The organism is Epibacterium sp. ABV4_022, from assembly GCF_056159345.1.
In genome coordinates this window covers 3683031-3696321 of sequence record NZ_JBSWVA010000001.1, presented here as the reverse complement: position 1 = coordinate 3696321, position 13291 = coordinate 3683031, and the positions used below count along the sequence as shown (strand labels likewise).

Below are 13291 nucleotides of genomic sequence, written 5' to 3'. Positions count from 1 at the left end.
GGCGGCGCGCCCTTGCGGGCGCGCCGCCGCGCTTGGGGCCTCCAAGGTCTGTGTCCCCCCAGCTGCGGTTGCGATGGGGGCAGCTGTGCGACACGGGCAGGCGTGCGCTATCGGCGTGGCGGTCGGGGTTTGTAAACAGGCAGATGCCACCCGAAGGCCAGGGATCCGGCGCGGGTTGCCCAGGTCACCACAGCGCATCCGATCAGGGCCGAGCCTGGTGCCAGCCCGAGCCAGATCAGCGTCACTGCCACAATCGCCCCGGCCATGGCGCAGGAAATGTAGAGCTCTCCCTGTTTCAACACCAGTGGAAGCTCGTTGCAGACTACATCGCGCAACAGCCCGCCGAGGCTGCCGGTTGCCATGCCCATCAACACCACGATCACCGGACCATGGCCCAGCTCCATCGCCGCGCCGGTGCCGGCCGGCACCGCGATCGCCAGGGCAAAGGTGTCGAGCCAGATCACCCAGCGCAGGCGGCTTTCCACCAGGTGGGCGGTGAAGAACACCAGAACGGCAACGCCGGAGGCCAGCAGGATGGGCATCGGGTCGCCGACCCAGAAGATCGGATGCCGATCAAGCAGCACATCGCGCACAGTGCCGCCACCCACGGCGGTCAGGCAGGCGATGAAGGCAAAGCCGACGATGTCCAGTTGCGCGCGGCTGGCAACCATCGCCCCGGAGGCCGCGAACACAATGACCGATGCGTAATCGAGAAGGGTCAGAAAGCTCATGCGGTGATCCCCTGTGTGACGGTGTGGCGCGAATGTCCCCGGAAGGCTGCGTTGCGGTCGATCACAGAGCAGGCTCTGGCCCGCGCAGCGTGATCGCTATCCCGCAGGCGCCTTGCCGGAGGATTTGAACGGCGCCATGCCCGCGCGGGCCAGCTCATCCGCACGTTCGTTTTCCGGGTGGCCCGCATGGCCCTTGACCCATTCCCAGGTCACATCATGGCGCGCCTGTGCCGCATCGAGGCGCTGCCACAGTTCCACATTCTTCACCGGCTTTTTGGCCGCCGTTTTCCAGCCGTTCTTCTTCCAGCCGAAGATCCAGCCGGTGACGCCGTTCTTAACATAGGCCGAGTCGGTCACCACGGTGATCTTTGACGGCCGGGCGAGGCTTTCCAGCGCGTGGATCGCGGCCAGCAGCTCCATCCGGTTGTTGGTGGTTTCTTTCTCGCCGCCCTTCAGCTCGCGTTCCTTGACGACGGTCTCGCCGTCCATGGCACGCAACAGGGCGCCCCAGCCGCCAGGGCCGGGATTTCCGGAGCAGGCTCCGTCGGTATAGGCAAATAAATCAGGCATGGGCGGTCAGTACGACAAAGGTCTCCTCGGCGCCAGCCAATCCTTGGCCATTTCCGCGCGACACGTTGACGATGGTGAAGCCGAAGAACTCCAGAATATCCCGCAGTTCCTCCTCACGATAATAGGCGTAGAACCGCCCCAGATCATCACGGCCTTCGCCTTCGCCCAGCTTCATGCCAAGGGCCAGGCGGCCACCGGGCTTGAGAGCACGGCGCAAGCGCATCAGGTGGGTGGGAAAATCGTCCCGCGGCGCATGCAGAAGGCTGAAGAAGGCCCAGATGCCGTCGAATACGCCCTCGACGGCGATGTCCTCGAACTCGGCCACGCTGACCTCGACCCCGTAGGTGTCGAGCGCATAGGCTGCCATCTCGGGCGAGGCATCCACCGCCGCCACCCGATAGCCATCATCGCGAAACCGCGCCGCCCAATGGCCGGGACCGCAGCCCAGATCCAGGACAGTGCCGCCCGCGGGCAGCCCGGCGACAAAGGCGCCGTAATCCTGTTCGTGGTCGGTGTCCTTGGCGCGGGCAAATCCCTTGGCATAGTCTTCGGCGGCCTTTGCATAGACGGCCATGGTTTCTTCATCGCTCATAGGAACACTCCGACGGACAGGGACAGGACGACAATGGCGGTCAGAAGCACGCGCAACCGCATCCACCAGCCCGGCGTCAGCCGCCAGAGGCTGAACATCATGTCCAGCAGCAGCAGGCCGAGAAACCCCCAGATCAGGTTCATGCCCGCACTGACCGGCCCGCCGCCGGTCATGAAAAACGCCCAGAGCGCCGGGATCACCGACAGGGCGTAGCAGGCCGCCGATTGCAGGCGACCCGAGGCGCGGGTGGCATAGCCCCAGAGCACGCCGGACATGAAGCTGAGGATGACCGAGCCATAGAAAAGCTGCACATAGGGGCCGACAAACCGCGGGCCGAGGGCGCTGCTGCCCCAACTTTGCAGGGAGGGGACCAGCAGCGTCAACGCGCCCCAGACAAAGGGGATCACCCCGGCCAGCCCAAGGACCAGCGGTGCGGTTGGAGTGCCGCGCAGCATCAGGCGCGCTCCATCGCAAGGCGTATGGCCAGGGCGCCAAAAATGGCGGCAAAGCTGCGGTTCAGCCATTTGACCACCCGGTCCGACCCGAGGATCAGGCTGCGGGCCTGGGCGGCGAACAGGCCGTAGAGGACAAACACCGCAAAGGTCATCGCCATGAAGACCGCGCCGAGGCTGACCATCTCCTGGGTTGTGCTGGCTGCGTTTCCGCTCAGGAACGGCGGCATCAAGGCCAGAAAAAAGACCGAGAGCTTCGGGTTCAGGATGTTGATGAGCGCGCCGCGCTGGGCGATCTTGATCCCCGGCTGCGGGTCGGGTTTGGCGGCGGAAACCGACAGCGCGCCACCGGATTTCAGCATTTGCCAGGCGAGGTACAGGAGGTAGAGAACGCCCGCGATCTTCACGCCCTGAAACAGAAGTGCCGAGGAATGCAGCACCGCCGCCAGTCCAAGCGTGGCCGCCGCCAGGTGGGGCAGGATGCCGATGGTGCAGCCAAAGGCGGCCCAGACCGCCGCCCGTCGCCCGCGACCAAGGCCAAGCGCCAGCGTGTAGATGACACCGGTGCCCGGTGCGAGAACGACAACAAAGGCCGTCAGCAGGAATTGCAGGGAAATCAATGAACCGGTTCCTTATGATGCGAATGAGGCGGCAAAAACAAATGCCTCCTCAAGGTAGTCGCAGCGCCCCGGATCGCAAGCCTTTGCGTTGATTGCGGTCGTGCAGAGCCGGATCACCCAGAAGGATAAGACAGCGGGATCAGGCGGTGCGCAGGGCGCGTGGGACCTTGAATTCCACGTTTTCCACCGCCGTTTCCACCAGTTCCACGGTGACCTCATAGCGGCTGCGGAAGGCATCGATGACCTCATTGACCAGCAATTCCGGTGCCGAAGCCCCGGCGGTGATGGCAATGGAGCGAATGCCGTTGAGCGCGCGCCAGTCGATGTTTTCAGCGCGTTGTACCAACTGCGCATAGGTGCAGCCGGCCTTCGCCCCCACTTCGACCAGACGCCGGGAGTTGGAGGAATTCGGCGCTCCCACCACCAGGAGGGCGTCGGATTTCGGCGCCACCGCCTTCACCGCCTCCTGACGGTTGGTGGTGGCGTAGCAGATGTCTTCTTTATGCGGGCCGATGATGGCGGGAAACCGCTCCTGTAGGGCGGCGACGATGTCCTTGGTGTCATCGACCGACAGGGTGGTCTGGGTGACAAAGGCGAGACGCTCCGGATCGCGGACCGCCACCCGGGCCACATCCTCGACGGTCTCGACGAGCAGAACTTCGCCCTCGGGTAGCTGGCCCATGGTGCCGATGGTTTCCGGGTGGCCCTTGTGACCGATCATGATCATCTGCAAGCCTGCCTCGGCATGGCGCTGCGCCTCGATATGGACCTTGGAGACCAGCGGGCAGGTGGCATCGACAAAAACCATCTCGCGGGCCTGCGCGGCAGCGGGCACCGATTTCGGCACCCCATGTGCGGAAAAGATCACCGGCCGGTCATCGGGGCATTCTTCCAGTTCCTCGACAAACACCGCGCCCTTGGCCCGCAGTTCGTCGACAACGAATTTGTTGTGCACGATCTCGTGACGCACAAAAACCGGCGCGCCCCATTTCTCCAGCGCCATCTCCACGATCTTGATGGCCCGGTCGACGCCGGCGCAAAATCCGCGCGGCGCGGCAAGATAGAGGGTCAGGGGTGGTTTCTCGGTCATGGATCGACGTTCCCGGGGCAGGCGGAGGACAGGCAGGATGTGCCCCAGAGGTAAGGCCTGTGGCCTGCGAGGTCCAGTGCCGGCGACATCGCAAGCGCCCAAAAGAAAACACCCGGCGGTTGGGGGCCGGGTGCTTTCCATGTGAGTGGTTGTTTAGGGCTCAGCTGCCTGTCGAGGCAGAGCGTGTCTCGCTCGGAACTTCGCGCGGTGGTCGGCCGATGACTTCGCGCAGCTCTTCAAGCTCGATGAAATTGTCGGCCTGACGGCGCAACTCGTCGGAGATCATTGGCGGCTGGCTGCGGATCGTCGAGACGACCGAAACCCGGACGCCCTGACGTTGCAGGCTGGCGATCAGAGGGCGGAAGTCTCCGTCGCCGGAAAACAGCACGATATGATCGACGCGCGGTGCCAGTTCCATGGCATCGACGGTCAGTTCAATATCCATGTTGCCTTTGACTTTGCGACGGCCCATGCTGTCGGTGTATTCCTTGGCGGGTTTGGTCACCATGGTGAACCCGTTGTAATGGAGCCAGTCCACAAGCGGGCGAATCGGTGAGTACTCGTCGTTTTCCAGCAACGCGGTGTAGTAGAAGGCCCGAACAAGCTTGCCGCGCCGCATGAATTCCTGGCGCAGAAGTTTGTAGTCGATGTCAAATCCCAATGCCTTGGCAGAGGCATATAAATTCGAGCCATCTATGAACAGCGCGAGCCGTTCGTCCTTGTAAAACATTTTAAATGTGTCCTTCTGGTGTCGCAGCGACCGGATGTCCGTGAGTGAGTGAAATAAATGCCGATCCTGCGGGTGGACTTAATTTAGGTTATTTGGCACTCCCCGCAAGTGTTAGCTCTTATGGAATTGGGGTCAAGCATGGCCGAAATCCGGTCGTCATTTCTGGTTGCACTCGGCAGCAACCTGCAGAATGCGGGCACCACACCGCTGAAGACTGTACAGGCTTGCCTAGCGGAATTCGCTCCGGCGGGGCTGCAAGTTATTGCAATTTCGAACTTCTATCGCACTCCGTGTTTCCCGGCCGGGGCGGGGCCCGACTATGTCAATGCGGCGGTAGAACTCCGTGCAAGCCTCTCACCGGCGGAGGTTCTGTCGCGATTGCACAAAATTGAGGCACAGTTTCAACGCACCCGGACACAGAGATGGGGCATGCGGACCCTGGACCTGGACCTGCTGGCGGCAGAGCAACGGATTCTGCCGGATGTGCAGACCTACGAGACCTGGCGCACCTTGCCACCAGAGCGTCAGCGCCAGGAGGCTCCGGATCAGCTGGTCCTGCCGCATCCGCGGATACAGGACCGCGCCTTTGTGCTGGTGCCCCTGGCGGATGTGGCGCGCGACTGGGTGCATCCGATCCTGAACCGCAGCGTCGGGCATATGCTGGCGGACTGTGATGCGGCGGATCTGGCCGAGGTGCAGGCGCTCTAGCGGGCAATCACGCGAGGTTTTCCTGCAATTGTGAACTCTGTCGACTTGTCAAGTCCGGTGATTCATCATAGAAGCACGTCTTCTGGACCCAGAACTGTATTGGAGAGTCGCCCATGGCCCGCGTGACGGTCGAAGACTGCGTTGACAAGGTTCCCAACCGATTTGAGCTGGTGATGCTGGCCGCGCATCGTGCGCGTGAGATCTCTGCCGGTGCCGAACTCACTGTGGATCGCGACAACGACAAGAACCCGGTCGTCTCCCTGCGCGAGATTGCCGAGGAAACCCAGAGCGCCGACGCCCTGCGCGAACGCCTGATCGAGAGCAACCAGTCTCAGATCGAGGTGGACGAGCCGGAAGAAGATTCCATGGCGCTTCTGATGGGTGGCGAAGCCGACAAGCCGCAAGAAGACGACATGAGCGAAGAAAAGCTCCTGCGGGCGCTGATGGAGGCTCAGGGTCAAGGCTGATCCGGGCTGCATGAAACGAGAGGTTGCGGACCGGCAATGACATCTGCTGATGACCTGATTTCCTTGGTCCGCGACTACAACCCAAAGGCAAATGAACAACGCCTGCGTGATGCCTATGCCTTTGGCGAGGACATGCACGAGGGGCAGTTCCGGCATTCGGGAGAGCCCTATTTTACGCATCCCGTAGCGGTGGCCGCGATCCTGACGGAACAGCGGCTGGATGATGCGACCATTATCACCGCGCTGCTTCACGACACCATCGAAGATACCAAGGCCTCTTATGAAGAGGTCTCCTCGCGCTTTGGCGAGGAGGTGGCGATGCTGGTGGATGGGGTCACCAAGCTGACCAACCTGCAACTGTCCTCGCGCGAGACCAAACAGGCGGAAAACTTCCGCAAGCTGTTTATGGCGATGTCGAAGGACCTGCGGGTCATTCTCGTGAAGCTCGCCGACCGTTTGCACAACATGCGTACCATCCGCGCCATGCGGCCCGAGAAACAGGCCCAGAAGGCGCGCGAGACGATGGACATCTACGCGCCGCTGGCGGGCCGCATGGGCATGCAGTGGATGCGCGAAGAGCTCGAAGACCTCGCCTTCAAGGTGTTGAACCCCGAAGGGCGCCAATCGATCATCCGTCGCTTTGTCACCCTGCAACGGGAAACCGGCGATGTGATCCACCGGATCACCGGCGACATGCGCGGCGAGCTGGAAAAGGCCGGCATCGAGGCGGAGGTCTTTGGCCGCGCCAAGAAACCCTATTCGATCTGGCGCAAGATGCAGGAGAAGGATCAGGGCTTTTCACGCCTCTCCGACATCTATGGGTTCCGGGTCATTACCCGATCCGAAGAGGACTGCTATCGCACCCTTGGAACCATCCACCAGCGCTGGCGCGCGGTGCCGGGGCGGTTCAAGGACTACATCAGCCAGCCGAAATCCAACGGCTATCGCTCGATCCACACCACGGTGTCGGGGCGCGACGGCAAGCGGGTGGAGGTGCAGATCCGCACCCGCCAGATGCATGACGTGGCCGAGTCGGGCGTGGCCGCGCATTGGTCCTATCGCGACGGCGTGCGTACCGAGAACCCCTTTGCCGTCGATCCGGCCAAGTGGATCGCCTCGCTGACCGAGCAGTTCGATGGCGAGGACGATCACGACGAATTCCTCGAAGCGGTCAAGCTCGAGATGTATTCGGACCAGGTGTTCTGCTTCACGCCCAAGGGCGACGTGATCAAGCTGCCCAAGGGCGCGACGCCGATCGACTTTGCCTATGCCATCCACACCCGCATCGGTCATGCCTGCGTCGGCGCCAAGGTCGATGGCATCCGGGTGCCGCTGTGGACACGACTGCGCAACGGCCAGTCGGTCGAGGTCATCACCGCCGAAGGTCAGACGCCACAGGTCAGCTGGCTGGAAATCGCCACCACCGGCAAGGCCCGCACCGCCATTCGCCGGGCCCTGCGCGAGGCGGACCGCGAACGCTTTGTGAAACTCGGGCATGAGCTGGCCCGTTCCGCCTTTGAGCATGTGAACAAGAAGGCCACCGACAAGGCGCTTGAAACCGCCGCCCGCGCCCTGCGGGTGAGCGATGTGACCGAATTGCTGGCCCGCCTTGGCGCGGCAGTGATCACCGCCCATGATGTGGTACAGTCGGTCTATCCCGAGCTCACCGACAAGGAGGGCGAGGAGGTCTCCCCCCGCCGCGCGGTCATCGGGCTGGAGCCGGGACAGAAGTTCGAGCGCGCCTCCTGTTGCGAGCCGCTGCCGGGCGAGCGGATCATCGGGATCACCTCGCGCGGGCATGGTGTGGTGGTGCATACGGCCGATTGTGATCGCCTCGGGGAGTTCGAGGATCAGATGGAGCGCTGGGTCGATGTGCATTGGCATTCCGGCACCCATCCGGCGGCCTACAGCACCACGCTGGAACTGACGATCGGCAATGATGCCGGTGTCCTGGGCCGCATCTGCACGCTGATCGGTGAAAAAAAGGCCAATATCTCCAATCTTGAATTCGTTGACCGGAAACCCGACTTTTACCGCTTGATGATCAATGTGGAATTGCGTGATGTGGAACAGTTGCACTCGTTGATATTGACATTGGAAGCTGAAAGCGACGTCGCTGCGGTCGCGCGCTACCGGGAACAGCCTGGAACGCAACACCGTCCGATCTAGCCTCTTTGGCAGCAAGTACAGGGACGATCCTTTGGTATTCAGGCGCCGAGACAGACGCCCGCCGCTGAGGGCGGTTGCGGAGTTTCTCTGGCCCCGTGGGGGCTGGGGCCGGGCGTTCCTGTATGTCAAACACCGGATTCGCCGGCTGCCAGACAGCCCGGAACGCATCGCGCGCGGGATCTGGGCGGGGCTTTTCACCACGTTCACGCCGTTTTACGGGGTCCACTTCATTGTCGCCGCGGTGCTGTCGCGGTTGATGAACGGCAACCTGCTGGCCGCGCTTTCGGCAACCTTTTTTGGCAATCCGCTGACTTATGTGCCGATCGGGGTGATTTCGCTCCAGACCGGCCATTGGCTGCTTGGCAGCCAGCCGGTGGCAGAGGTGGATGCCACGCTCACCGACAAGTTCCTCGCCGCCGGGTCGGACCTTTGGTACAACGTCTATGCCATTGCCACCGGCATGCCGACGGATTGGTCCGGGCTGGAGATCTTCTATGACGAGGTGTTCTATCCCTACATGATCGGCGGGGTCATCCCGGGGATCATCGTGGGTACCATCGGCTATATCCTGTCGGTGCCGGTCATCCGAACCTATCAGCATCGCCGCCGCCGCAAGATCAAGGCCAAGTTCGAGGCGATCAAGAAACGCGCCGAACTGGAAGCGGTCAACAGCCCGCATGCCCCCAGCGGGACCAAGCCGCCCGGCCGCACGCCGCGTGTTCTGCGTCCGGACTAACGGGGCGCGTCACCCAAGTTCGACTTGCGTGACTCTTCGGGACGGCTGCGTGGCCCGCGCGACGGGTCAGCGGGGGTGACGGAGAATTGTATCACTTGCCGCCTTGCGCCTTGCCTCTGCGCCGCGGCCCGCTAGGCTCGCGCTCAAAGACAGCAACGACAAAGAGCTTCTCTCATGTCCAAGACTTCCCTGCGCCTCGGCGTCAATATCGATCACGTGGCCACGGTGCGCAATGCGCGCGGTGGTGCCTACCCGGATCCGATCCGTGCCGCCAAACTGGCGGAAGAGGCGGGTGCGGACGGGATTACCGCGCATCTGCGCGAAGATCGCCGCCACATCACCGACGCGGACATCGATGGTCTGATGGAGGCGCTCTCGGTTCCGCTGAATTTTGAAATGGCGGCGACCGACGAAATGCAGAAGATCGCGCTGCGTCACAAACCGCATGCCGTCTGCATCGTGCCCGAAAAGCGCGAGGAGCGCACCACCGAGGGCGGGCTTGAAGTCGCGCGCGAGGAAAACAGACTGGCGCATTTCATTGCCCCGCTGCGCGATGCGGGGTGTCGCGTGTCGATCTTTATCGCTGCGGACCGCAAACAGATCGAGGCTGCCCATCGCATCGGCGCAGAGGTGATCGAGCTGCACACCGGCGCCTATTGCGACCATCACGCCGAGGGCAATCTGGCCGCCCGCGATGCGGAGCTGGAAGCGCTGCGGGAGATGGCCAGCTTTGCGCATTCCCTCGGTCTTGAGGTGCACGCGGGGCATGGCCTGACCTATGAGACCGTGCAGCCGGTGGCGGCCTTCCCGGAGGTGATGGAGTTGAACATCGGGCATTTCCTGATCGGCGAGGCGATCTTTCGCGGTCTCACCCCGGCCGTACAGGAAATGCGCCGCCTGATGGATCTGGCCCGGGAGGGCGCTGCGCAATGAAGCTGGGTCGTTTTGCCGTCGTCTATCTGGCGACCATTGTCGGAATGCTGGTGATCGTCCTTCTGGTGCAGGCGATCGCCCGGTTCGATATCAGCAATTCTGGCATGGCGATTATCCCGGCGATGGTGGCGGCGCTTGTCGAAGGGCAGTCCTTCGCCCGCGCCGAAAACCGCCTGCCCGAAAGCCCGGAGATGTGGCGCTTTGCGCGCCGGGCCTCGGTCATTGTTCTGGGCCTCACCATGATGTCGGCTGCGGTCTTCAGCATCGCAGTGCCGGAGATCGCCTATATGCTGCGCCAGCCAAACGGGGCGGTGCTGCTGCTGCTGGCGATCCTGTTCCAAACGCTGGTGTCGTTCTTCCTGATGCGCCTGTTCCTGGCGAGCGGCGCAAAATCTGCGCTTAAGGCCGCAAGCCGGAAGAGTGACCGGAGCTAGATAAGGAGGGGGCGAAACCGCAAATGATCCTTGAGACACCCGCAGCGTCCTTTGGCCTGATTGCGCTGGCGTTCCTTGTGGTCACGGCCTCGCCAGGCCCGGCCAATCTGGCCTGCGCGGCGGTGGCGATGTCCGAGGGTCGCAGGGCGGGACTGCGCATGGCGCTTGGACTGGCGTTGGGGCTGTCGGTCTGGGGGCTGGCGGCGGTGGCGGGACTTGGGACCCTGTTGAGCCGGTTCGAAGGCGCGCTGGTACTGCTGAAACTGTTAGGGGCGGCGTATCTGCTGTGGTTGGCCATGGATGCGGCCCGATCCGCGACACGGGTCACGCCACCGGTTCTGCCTGTCTCGGGGCGCAGCCGGTTTCGCCGCGGGCTGATCTTGAACCTCTCCAATCCCAAAGCGGTGTTTGCCTGGATGGCGGCGCTTTCGATGGGGCTTGAAGCGGAGGGCGGTCTGGGGCCGATGTTGCTGGCGGCGCTGCTCTGCATGGGTCTCGGAGCGGTCAACTACCTGCTCTGGGCGGTCGTGTTTTCCACCCGACCCGCCATGCGCGCCTATGATCGAATGCGCGGCTGGATCGAGTGGGCGGTGGCGGGGCTGTTTGCTATCGCCGGGCTGGGCCTGTTGCGCGCGATCCTGGATCGCTGAAACCGCTGCAAAGGAGCGTAAGGATGGATACGTCACATTTTCTGTTGCCGCTTGCGACTGTTGTTCTGGGTTGGGTGCTGGCAGGCGGCAGTCCCGGACCGGCGACGCTGACCATTTCCGGCACGGCCATGGCCCAGGGGCGGCGGGCTGCCGTGGTGCTGGCGCTGGGGGTGCTGAGCGGCTCCGCACTCTGGGGGCTGGTCGCGGCGCTTGGCTTTGCAGCGATCATGCGGGCCAATGTCTGGATGTTCGAGGTCATCCGCTACGCCGGAGCGGCCTATCTGTTCTATCTGGCGGTAAAGTCGCTGCGCGCGGCCTGGCGGGGGCAGGCACGGCGGACGCCTCCGGCGGCGGATGGGGTGCTCTTTGTCAAGGGGCTGCTGCTGCATCTGACCAATCCGAAGGCAGTTCTCGCCTGGGGCGCGATCTATGCCATTGCACTGGCGCCCGGGGCGCCCACGGCGGCGATCTGGCAGCTTTATGGCCTGCTGATCTGTGTCTCCGCGATGGTGTTTGTCGGCTATGCGCTGCTGTTTTCGGTTGCCGTGATCGGTCGCGCCTATGCCCGCACGCGTCGTGGGTTTGAACTGGCCTTCGGGCTCCTGTTTGGTGCCGCGAGCCTCAAGATCCTGACGTTGCGGTTGGCCTTGTGATGTCTCACAGGAGGCGCGCATGATTTTGGGGATTGGCACGGATCTGGCCAATATCGACCGTATCCAGCGGACGCTGGACCGGTTTGGCGACCGGTTTCGCAATCGTGTCTTTACCGATGTGGAGCAGGCCAAATCGGAACGCCGTCGCGATGTGGCTGGCACCTATGCCAAACGCTGGGCCGCCAAGGAGGCCTGTTCCAAGGCGCTGGGCACCGGGCTACGGATGGGAATTGCCTGGAAGGACATGGCGGTGTCGAACCTGCGCAGCGGCCAGCCGGTGATGCAGTTGAGCGGCTGGGCGGAAGCGCGGCTGGCCGAGATTACGCCACCGGGCCATGAAGCGGTCATCCATGTGACGCTGACCGACGACCATCCCTGGGCCCAGGCGATCGTGCTGATCGAAGCGCGCCCGGTGGCGGCCGGGTCGACGCCAGCTCCGGACCAGCTGTAACCCCGGTTGCATCACGCCACCGTTGCCAAGAGGGGTTGCGCTGCGCCACGCGCATCGCGCGGGGGGCGGGCGCCGCACCTGCGGTGCGGCGCCCGCCCGATCAAGACCAACCGGCCTGCCCAATCGCCCCGCCTGTCGACCGAAGCCGGTGGCCGCAACCGGATCGGTGCCCGGAGAGTCCGCGGCTGCGCGGAGCCCATGAGGTCCGCCGGCGGCACCAACCTTGCGTTGCGACGCCGCGTCCCTTGCTGCGCCACATCATGCCCGTGCCAACGCCACCGCTTGACTTGCGGCGGGCGGCCCCGCATGTACGCCCGGACCCGCCCACAAACGACCGGAGAGCCTGATGGCGTCGAAAACCACTGCTGGGAATTCAATCGTCGAGACGATCAAGACCATTGTCTATGCGCTGCTGATTGCCGGTGTCTTCCGCACCCTGTTCTTTCAACCTTTCTGGATCCCGTCCGGCTCGATGAAGGAAACGCTGCTGGTCGGCGATTTTCTCTTCGTCAACAAGATGGCCTATGGATACTCCTACGCGTCCTGCCCCTCGATCCGCCTCGGGGCGATCGGGGTCAATATCGATGCCAAGGATATCTGCGGCTTTCTTGATGGCGACAACAACCGAATCCTCGGCGGCACGCCGGAGCGGGGCGATGTGGTCGTCTTTCGCCACCCCGTGAATGGCACCGACTACATCAAGCGCCTTGTCGGGCTGCCGGGAGACAAGCTGCAAATGAAAGACGGGGTGCTGCACATCAATGGCACCGCCGTCGGGCTGATGGATGATGGCGTGTTCGAAGAAACCATGGAACGCCAGGGGCCGCAGGGGACCTTTCCCCGCTGCGAAAACGATCCGGTCGGGCAGGGCGGCACCTGCGAGAAATCACGCCGGATCGAGACCCTGCCAGGTGGCACGTCCCATGCCGTCATCAATATCGGCATGCAGGGCAGTGACAATACCGGCATCTATCACGTCCCCGATGGCCATTACTTCTTCATGGGGGACAATCGGGACAACTCAGCCGACAGTCGCGTGCCGCAGGCCGTGGGCGGGGTCGGCTATGTGCCCTATGAAAACCTGATCGGGCGCGCCGACCGGATCATGTTCTCTTCTGCCGGTCGGTCGATGTTGTTCTTCTGGACCTGGCGCGGGGACCGCTTTTTCAAAGGTATTTACTGATCTTTCCCGTCCTATCGTTGCTGGCGAGAGCCGCAGGCATCCCCGCCTGCGGCTCTTTGCGTTGCGGGGCGCTCCGGGTTGGTAGCGCGGGCGTGACCGGGATGATTTTACCGCAAACGCAA

Annotated in this window: 17 protein-coding genes; 10 read left to right on the top strand and 7 right to left on the bottom strand. The window is 63.2% G+C overall.

Annotated elements, in window-relative coordinates; genetic code table 11:
• Positions 1 to 107: 107 nt before the first annotated feature.
• From ACXAF5_RS17410 to ACXAF5_RS17380, 7 genes are all read right to left on the bottom strand, one after another.
• Positions 108 to 731, bottom strand: coding sequence for a trimeric intracellular cation channel family protein (locus ACXAF5_RS17410; RefSeq protein ID WP_474947547.1), 624 nt, complete (start codon positions 729 to 731; stop codon positions 108 to 110).
• 96 nt (positions 732 to 827) lie between these two features.
• Positions 828 to 1301, bottom strand: a complete 474-nt coding sequence (rnhA, locus tag ACXAF5_RS17405; protein WP_239322604.1) for a ribonuclease HI — start codon at positions 1299 to 1301, stop codon at positions 828 to 830.
• The gene (locus ACXAF5_RS17400; protein ID WP_474947546.1) at positions 1294 to 1893 is read right to left on the bottom strand and encodes a class I SAM-dependent methyltransferase; all 600 of its coding nucleotides are present in this window, start codon (positions 1891 to 1893) and stop codon (positions 1294 to 1296) included. Before ACXAF5_RS17400 ends, rnhA begins: the two co-directional genes overlap by 8 nt.
• Positions 1890 to 2348, bottom strand: coding sequence for a DUF3429 domain-containing protein (locus ACXAF5_RS17395; RefSeq protein ID WP_474947545.1), 459 nt, complete (start codon positions 2346 to 2348; stop codon positions 1890 to 1892). Before ACXAF5_RS17395 ends, ACXAF5_RS17400 begins: the two co-directional genes overlap by 4 nt.
• Positions 2348 to 2965 (bottom strand): LysE family translocator, encoded by a 618-nt coding sequence (locus ACXAF5_RS17390; RefSeq protein ID WP_474947544.1) that lies wholly within the window; start codon positions 2963 to 2965, stop codon positions 2348 to 2350. Before ACXAF5_RS17390 ends, ACXAF5_RS17395 begins: the two co-directional genes overlap by 1 nt.
• Before the next feature lie 139 nt (positions 2966 to 3104).
• Positions 3105 to 4055 carry a 4-hydroxy-3-methylbut-2-enyl diphosphate reductase gene (gene ispH, locus ACXAF5_RS17385; protein WP_474947543.1) on the bottom strand — a complete coding sequence of 317 codons (951 nt, stop codon included), beginning with the start codon at positions 4053 to 4055 and terminating at the stop codon, positions 3105 to 3107.
• A gap of 160 nt (positions 4056 to 4215) precedes the next feature.
• Positions 4216 to 4785, bottom strand: coding sequence for a LabA-like NYN domain-containing protein (locus ACXAF5_RS17380; RefSeq protein ID WP_239322609.1), 570 nt, complete (start codon positions 4783 to 4785; stop codon positions 4216 to 4218).
• A 120-nt stretch (positions 4786 to 4905) separates the two neighbouring features.
• On the opposite strand from ACXAF5_RS17380, the gene folK reads away from it, so the two are divergent.
• The 10 genes from folK (at position 4906) to lepB (ending at position 13169) form a co-directional block, all read left to right on the top strand.
• Positions 4906 to 5493, top strand: a complete 588-nt coding sequence (gene folK, locus ACXAF5_RS17375) for a 2-amino-4-hydroxy-6-hydroxymethyldihydropteridine diphosphokinase (protein WP_474947542.1) — start codon at positions 4906 to 4908, stop codon at positions 5491 to 5493.
• Positions 5494 to 5606: 113 nt separating this feature from the next.
• Positions 5607 to 5960: a DNA-directed RNA polymerase subunit omega gene (rpoZ, locus tag ACXAF5_RS17370; RefSeq protein ID WP_005615037.1), complete on the top strand. Its 354-nt coding sequence runs from the start codon at positions 5607 to 5609 to the stop codon at positions 5958 to 5960.
• A gap of 36 nt (positions 5961 to 5996) precedes the next feature.
• Positions 5997 to 8129: a RelA/SpoT family protein gene (locus tag ACXAF5_RS17365; RefSeq protein WP_474947541.1), complete on the top strand. Its 2133-nt coding sequence runs from the start codon at positions 5997 to 5999 to the stop codon at positions 8127 to 8129.
• 31 nt (positions 8130 to 8160) lie between these two features.
• Entirely contained in the window at positions 8161 to 8865 is a 705-nt protein-coding gene (locus ACXAF5_RS17360) for a DUF2062 domain-containing protein (protein WP_474947540.1), read from the top strand.
• A gap of 174 nt (positions 8866 to 9039) precedes the next feature.
• Positions 9040 to 9798: a pyridoxine 5'-phosphate synthase gene (locus ACXAF5_RS17355; protein WP_474947539.1), complete on the top strand. Its 759-nt coding sequence runs from the start codon at positions 9040 to 9042 to the stop codon at positions 9796 to 9798.
• Positions 9795 to 10232, top strand: a complete 438-nt coding sequence (locus tag ACXAF5_RS17350; protein WP_474947538.1) for an ABZJ_00895 family protein — start codon at positions 9795 to 9797, stop codon at positions 10230 to 10232. The genes ACXAF5_RS17355 and ACXAF5_RS17350 overlap by 4 nt, the downstream gene beginning before the upstream one ends.
• Positions 10233 to 10255: 23 nt before the next feature.
• Positions 10256 to 10882, top strand: coding sequence for a LysE family translocator (locus ACXAF5_RS17345; RefSeq protein ID WP_474947537.1), 627 nt, complete (start codon positions 10256 to 10258; stop codon positions 10880 to 10882).
• Between the two features lie 23 nt (positions 10883 to 10905).
• Positions 10906 to 11535: a LysE family transporter gene (locus tag ACXAF5_RS17340; protein ID WP_474947536.1), complete on the top strand. Its 630-nt coding sequence runs from the start codon at positions 10906 to 10908 to the stop codon at positions 11533 to 11535.
• A 19-nt stretch (positions 11536 to 11554) separates the two neighbouring features.
• A complete protein-coding gene (acpS, locus tag ACXAF5_RS17335) occupies positions 11555 to 11986 on the top strand; it encodes a holo-ACP synthase (protein WP_474947535.1) in 432 nt (143 codons plus the stop codon).
• 346 nt (positions 11987 to 12332) lie between these two features.
• Complete coding sequence (lepB, locus tag ACXAF5_RS17330; RefSeq protein WP_239322618.1) at positions 12333 to 13169, top strand: signal peptidase I; 837 nt, start codon at positions 12333 to 12335, stop codon at positions 13167 to 13169.
• The last annotated feature ends 122 nt before the right edge of the window (positions 13170 to 13291 follow it).

Bases quoted from the DNA above. Each gene is read 5' to 3' on its own strand.
- ACXAF5_RS17410 (WP_474947547.1), bottom strand. From the start codon at position 731: ATGAGCTTTCTGACCCTTCTCGATTACGCATCGGTCATTGTGTTCGCG.
- rnhA (WP_239322604.1), bottom strand. From the start codon at position 1,301: ATGCCTGATTTATTTGCCTATACCGACGGAGCCTGCTCCGGAAATCCC.
- ACXAF5_RS17400 (WP_474947546.1), bottom strand. From the start codon at position 1,893: ATGAGCGATGAAGAAACCATGGCCGTCTATGCAAAGGCCGCCGAAGAC.
- ACXAF5_RS17395 (WP_474947545.1), bottom strand. From the start codon at position 2,348: ATGCTGCGCGGCACTCCAACCGCACCGCTGGTCCTTGGGCTGGCCGGG.
- ispH (WP_474947543.1), bottom strand. From the start codon at position 4,055: ATGACCGAGAAACCACCCCTGACCCTCTATCTTGCCGCGCCGCGCGGA.
- ACXAF5_RS17380 (WP_239322609.1), bottom strand. From the start codon at position 4,785: ATGTTTTACAAGGACGAACGGCTCGCGCTGTTCATAGATGGCTCGAAT.
- folK (WP_474947542.1), top strand. From the start codon at position 4,906: ATGGAATTGGGGTCAAGCATGGCCGAAATCCGGTCGTCATTTCTGGTT.
- rpoZ (WP_005615037.1), top strand. From the start codon at position 5,607: ATGGCCCGCGTGACGGTCGAAGACTGCGTTGACAAGGTTCCCAACCGA.
- ACXAF5_RS17365 (WP_474947541.1), top strand. From the start codon at position 5,997: ATGACATCTGCTGATGACCTGATTTCCTTGGTCCGCGACTACAACCCA.
- ACXAF5_RS17355 (WP_474947539.1), top strand. From the start codon at position 9,040: ATGTCCAAGACTTCCCTGCGCCTCGGCGTCAATATCGATCACGTGGCC.
- ACXAF5_RS17350 (WP_474947538.1), top strand. From the start codon at position 9,795: ATGAAGCTGGGTCGTTTTGCCGTCGTCTATCTGGCGACCATTGTCGGA.
- ACXAF5_RS17345 (WP_474947537.1), top strand. From the start codon at position 10,256: ATGATCCTTGAGACACCCGCAGCGTCCTTTGGCCTGATTGCGCTGGCG.
- ACXAF5_RS17340 (WP_474947536.1), top strand. From the start codon at position 10,906: ATGGATACGTCACATTTTCTGTTGCCGCTTGCGACTGTTGTTCTGGGT.
- acpS (WP_474947535.1), top strand. From the start codon at position 11,555: ATGATTTTGGGGATTGGCACGGATCTGGCCAATATCGACCGTATCCAG.
- lepB (WP_239322618.1), top strand. From the start codon at position 12,333: ATGGCGTCGAAAACCACTGCTGGGAATTCAATCGTCGAGACGATCAAG.